General features: G+C 44.8%; 6 protein-coding genes and 1 pseudogene. 5 read left to right on the plus strand and 2 right to left on the minus strand.

Features of this window, described 5'->3' with window-relative positions:
- Positions 1-80: 80 nt before the first annotated feature.
- Both A3761_RS11865 and A3761_RS11870 read left to right on the plus strand, forming a co-directional pair.
- Positions 81-650 carry a DUF3365 domain-containing protein gene (locus A3761_RS11865; RefSeq protein ID WP_068512077.1) on the plus strand — a complete coding sequence of 190 codons (570 nt, stop codon included), beginning with the start codon at positions 81-83 and terminating at the stop codon, positions 648-650.
- 113 nt (positions 651-763) lie between these two features.
- A complete protein-coding gene (locus A3761_RS11870) occupies positions 764-1,225 on the plus strand; it encodes a CopD family protein (RefSeq protein WP_068512081.1) in 462 nt (153 codons plus the stop codon).
- A gap of 24 nt (positions 1,226-1,249) precedes the next feature.
- Here the strand turns inward: A3761_RS11870 and A3761_RS11875 are convergent, their stop codons facing one another.
- The gene (locus A3761_RS11875) at positions 1,250-1,855 is read right to left on the minus strand and encodes a YigZ family protein (protein WP_068512085.1); all 606 of its coding nucleotides are present in this window, start codon (positions 1,853-1,855) and stop codon (positions 1,250-1,252) included.
- A 347-nt stretch (positions 1,856-2,202) separates the two neighbouring features.
- On the opposite strand from A3761_RS11875, the gene A3761_RS11880 reads away from it, so the two are divergent.
- The 3 genes from A3761_RS11880 to A3761_RS11890 all read left to right on the plus strand — a co-directional run bounded on the left by A3761_RS11880 (position 2,203) and on the right by A3761_RS11890 (position 4,631).
- Complete coding sequence (locus A3761_RS11880; protein WP_068512090.1) at positions 2,203-3,573, plus strand: wax ester/triacylglycerol synthase family O-acyltransferase; 1,371 nt, start codon at positions 2,203-2,205, stop codon at positions 3,571-3,573.
- Positions 3,574-3,638: 65 nt separating this feature from the next.
- Complete coding sequence (locus A3761_RS11885; RefSeq protein ID WP_068512094.1) at positions 3,639-4,271, plus strand: FKBP-type peptidyl-prolyl cis-trans isomerase; 633 nt, start codon at positions 3,639-3,641, stop codon at positions 4,269-4,271.
- A gap of 114 nt (positions 4,272-4,385) precedes the next feature.
- Positions 4,386-4,631: a DUF6868 family protein gene (locus A3761_RS11890; protein ID WP_068512097.1), complete on the plus strand. Its 246-nt coding sequence runs from the start codon at positions 4,386-4,388 to the stop codon at positions 4,629-4,631.
- A 32-nt stretch (positions 4,632-4,663) separates the two neighbouring features.
- Here the strand turns inward: A3761_RS11890 and A3761_RS27670 are convergent.
- Positions 4,664-4,886, minus strand: a pseudogene (locus A3761_RS27670) (histidine kinase); the annotation flags it as partial.

Raw genomic sequence — 4,886 nt, forward strand, 5'->3', positions numbered from 1 at the left:
TTGAATTATATTAGTCAATGCTAATATAATCGCTGCTATGTGATGGTTTACCTAAGTTTTGCCAGAATGAGAGGAAGAGTATGATGAAAGTATCTTGTCAAAGATTATCTGTTGCTTTGTTGCTGCCTGTACTAGGCTGGGCTGGTGCTAGCAGTGCTGAAACCGCTTCAGACCTAGCAAGCGAAGGTAAGCAAGTGATTCAACAATTTGCAGGAGAGTTGAAATCAAGCCTGCAAGCAGCGGTAAAAGAAGGTGGCTTTACCAAGGGTATTGAGGCTTGTTCTGTGGATGCAGAAAAAATCGCCAGCAAACATAGCCAAGGAAAATGGACAGTTTCCCGCACCAGCCTTAAAACACGTAACCCTGATAACAAGCCAGATGCCTGGGAGGCGAAAGTACTTGCTGACTTTGAACAGCAACTCAAAGCCGGAAAGCCTGCTACACAGTTAGCAGCGGTGAAAAAAGAAGGGAGTACCTTTCGTATGATGAAGGCTATTCCAACTCAAGGTATGTGCTTGTCGTGTCATGGAGAGAGTCTAACAACAGATATTCAAAAGGCACTCTCGGAACAGTACCCGCACGATAGGGCGGTAGGTTATCAGGAAGGACAGATTCGTGGGGCCTTTAGTTTGTTGCACACCGCGAAGTAAATACGGAAGATATTTCGTTCTGGCCTAATCGATTTGTGAGTGAATAAGTGACAGAATAGCCCCCTTATCTTTGTATGTAGATTTCTGGTGACGATTTAAAAGGAGTTTTCACAATGGCCATCGCGCTTACGCTCCACATATTGGCTGCAACAATTTGGGTTGGCGGAATGTTTTTCGCCTATCTATGTCTTCGTCCTGTTGCAGCAAGCTTATTGGAACCTCCGCTACGTCTAAGTTTGTGGCAAGATACCTTTAAGCGTTTCTTTTTTTGGGTATGGATAGCAGTTGCTGTTTTATTGGTGAGCGGTCATGGCATGATTGCCTTATATGGTGGCTTTGCTTCGATAGGTAAGCATGTTCATATGATGCTTGGTCTAGGCTATATCATGTTTTTATTGTTTGGGCATTTATACTTTGTTCCATTTAAGCGTATGAAAGCTGCAGTGAGCGAGAATCGTTGGCCTGATGCCGCGACGCACTTAAATCTAATCCGTAAAATCGTCGCAATTAACCTGACACTGGGCTTGATCGTTATTGCTATCGCAAGTGGTGGTAAATTCCTGTTTTCTGCCTAAGTAAGTGAAGAAAACTTAGAGGGCTTAAGGCTGAATCAAAGAGGCGCTTTTGAGTGCATGCAGGTAAGCACTCAAGTCGCTTAGATGTCGATCATCAATGGCTATCTTCATCGTCACGGCTTGTTGATACTCAGTGCCGATGACTTCGCCTTGATGTTGAAAAAGCCAGTGTCGGATAGCCTGTTCGTCTGAAAAATCACATTGTATTTGGAATTCGTCGAGTTCCACTTTCAACTCTGTTTCACCTTCGTCATAGGCTTGCTGGGCCGCCTGGGAGTATGCTCTGACTAATCCGCCTGCGCCGAGCTTTATACCACCAAAATAACGAATCACAATGATCATGGCATCGCCAATATCTTTATGTTGAATGACATTCAGTATCGGCTTGCCTGCGGTGCCACCGGGTTCGCCATCGTCAGACATGGCCGCGAAACTCGGACTATGAGGTGGACCGATTTGGTAGGCCCAGCAATGATGGCGAGCATCGGGGTAATCTCGTTTAGCTTGTGCCAAAGCTAGCATGGCCTGCTCTCTATCTGTAACACTAAAATGCCGGGCGATAAAACGACTCTTCTTTATTTCATAAGTAGTTTCAATGCAGTCTTTAGGGACTAAGTAACTAAGCGCCATGGCTGGATGTTCCTGATTGGGATAAGCCGACTTACGCACAGCCTATAAACGAGATGTTGGTTCGACGAAACTCTGATCTCGACTAAAATTGTAAACTAGCATAAATTTTTGTGATATTGCCAGATTGAATATGTCTTAGCACTATGCCGAATAGGCGATCTCGGGTATCCTTGCGCGCTCTTTACACTTTGGTGAATGTGTAGCTTATAACTATTGATAGCGATGCCGCCAAACTTAATCTTGTTGGGCCCATAGGATGAGTGCCAGTTGTAGTTGGCCAGGGGAAACAGTTTAAATATGGCTGAGCAGTTTTTCGCGTTTTTACTCACAGTTTGGATGGAATCTTTATGAAATCATTGAGTTTAGCAGATCAGATTTTCTTATGGCTCGAGAAACGTCAGCAGCCAATGCATGTGGGTGGTTTGCACCTTTATCACTTTCCTGAAGATGCCGGCCCAAAATATGTGACAGAGCTTGCTGAGTATATGCGTTCCTTTCAGCAACCCATCGCGCCTTTTAATCAGCGTTTAAAATCTCGCTTCGGCCAATACCATTGGGAAGAAGATCTTCAGTTTGATCTAGAGCATCACTTTCGTCATAGCGCCTTACCAAAGCCAGGAAGAATTCGAGAACTACTCGCCTTGGTTTCGGTTAAGCATGGCGCCCTAATGGATCGAGAGCGACCAATGTGGGAAAGCCATTTGATTGAAGGTATTCGAGGTCGTCGTTTTGCGATGTACTTTAAAGCGCACCACTGTATGTTAGACGGTGTGGCGGCAATGCGGATGACAGCTAAGCTGTTATCAGAAGACCCTGAAGCTCGTGGTTTACCGCCTTTGTGGGCCTTGCCTCAAGTGAAGAAGATCCGTCCAGAAAATATTAATAATGCCAATATTGCGCAGAGTCTGGCAAATATCGTCGGTGAGGCCGGGAAGCAAATTTCTACGGTGCCGACGCTTATTAAAGAAGTGAGTCATGCTATAGGGCAGGCACGATCTAATCCAGATTATGTCTCTGTGTTTCAGGCGCCGAACAGTATTCTAAATAAGCCAATAACAGGCTCGCGTCGTTTTGCAGCGCAGTCATATCCAATAGAACGCTTTAAAACCTTGGCTAAGAAAATGGACGCCACACTGAATGATGTTGTGTTGGCTGTTTGCGGTAGTGCCTTACGTAATTATTTAATTAGTCAACATTCCTTACCCACTAAACCCTTAGTTGCGATGGTTCCAATGTCTATGCGCCGAGATGATAGTGCGGCGGGAAATCAAATTGCGATGATCCTTGCTAGCCTGGGAACCCATGTTGCTGACCCAGCTAAACGCTTGGAAATGGTAAAAAATTCGGTCAAAGATTCCAAAGAGCGATACTCACAGATGTCGCTTGAAGAAGCGATCAATTATACCGCTTTGACCTTGGCACCCGCTGGTTTGAATATGTTAACGGGTTTGTCGGAAAAACTTCAGGCATTCAACGTTGTTATTTCTAATGTACCAGGGCCAAAGAAAACACAGTATTGGAATGGTGCGCAGCTAGAGGGGATGTATCCCGTTTCAATACCTCTGGATCGTATTGCCTTGAATATTACTTTGGTCAGTTATGTAGATCAGTTAGAATTCGGCTTTACGGCTTGCCGCCGCACCTTGCCGTCTATGCAGCGTTTGCTGGATTATGTACAGAAGGGATTAGAGGAATTGGAAGTGGCCGCTGACATCTAAGATATTACCCTACTGACCATTTCGATTGGCAAGTAACAAACTTAACGACTAGTAGATATAGAGATATGACAAAGAAGACTGAAGATAAACCTCAATCGTTCGAGCAGAAAGTGAGCTATGGATTTGGATGGCAGTTTGGCCGTCAGATGCAAAAGAACCGCTTCGAGGGAATGGATATTGAAGCAACGATTCAGGCTTTGCGAGCATGCTTTAATGGTGAACCTTCGGCTTTGTCCGAAAGCGAACTCAACGAAGCCTATGACACGATTAAAGAAAAGCGCATGCAGTTCGAGAAAGATCGTACCGAGAAGTATCAGGATTTGTGCAAAACTTTCTTAGATGAAAATGCCAAGCGAGAAGGCGTACAAGTTACCGACTCAGGTCTACAGTACGAAATTCTGGAAAGTGCAGAGGGCGATAAGCCTAGTATTGATCAGACTGTACGCGTTCACTATCACGGCTCATTCATTGATGGCCAGGTTTTTGACAGCTCTATTACCCGAAATGAACCCGCTGAGTTTGCATTAGATCAGGTTATCCCCGGTTGGACGGAAGGTTTATCAATGATGCCTGTCGGCTCAAAGTGGCGCTTTGTAGTACCCTCTAAGCTAGCCTATGGTGAAATGGGCTCGCCGCCAGCAATACCGCCTAACGCGGTACTGGTATTCGATGTTCACCTGATGAATATTGTTAAGTAAGACTTGCCGTTTTTGCTACCAGGCACCTCGAAGAGCAATACTGCGTGGTGCCTGATTAAGGCCTAGGAAGCTTCTGCTTTCTCTGTATTTACAAAGTAATAGGAGGGCTGAGGGATGACAATTACGCAACTTACTGAACTATTAGGTTGGGCGGTTTTGATTAATCTTGCTTATCTGTCTCTGGCTAGTATCGCGGTGGTATTTTTCAAAGAGGCCATTACATCGATACACAGCAAGATGTTTGATCTTGAGGAAAAGCAACTGGCCCCTGTTTATCTTAGCTTTCTAAGCCAGTACAAAGTCATGACTTTGGTGTTTTTTGTTGCGCCCTACCTTGCGTTGAAGATTATGTGGCATTAGCTCTGCTTTGACCTGAGTAGCGCAGCCTACGGCTAGCGTGAAAACTTTAGAATATGGCCTTTGAACTGGCCCTCTAAATAGTCGGTATGCTCAGGCTTAAAGTGGCTTGAGCTAAAACCAAAGTCAATCATTCGTTTGCTGAGTTTGTTTTTTTTGCCGCGCCCAGGATCTACCAAAATGACCTCACTTGTTGGCTTGGAGTGTCTTTCAAAGAAATTAGCTAATAAGCTAATGTGTTCGTCTTCATATAATATA

It is taken from the genome of Oleiphilus sp. HI0123, assembly GCF_001635315.1.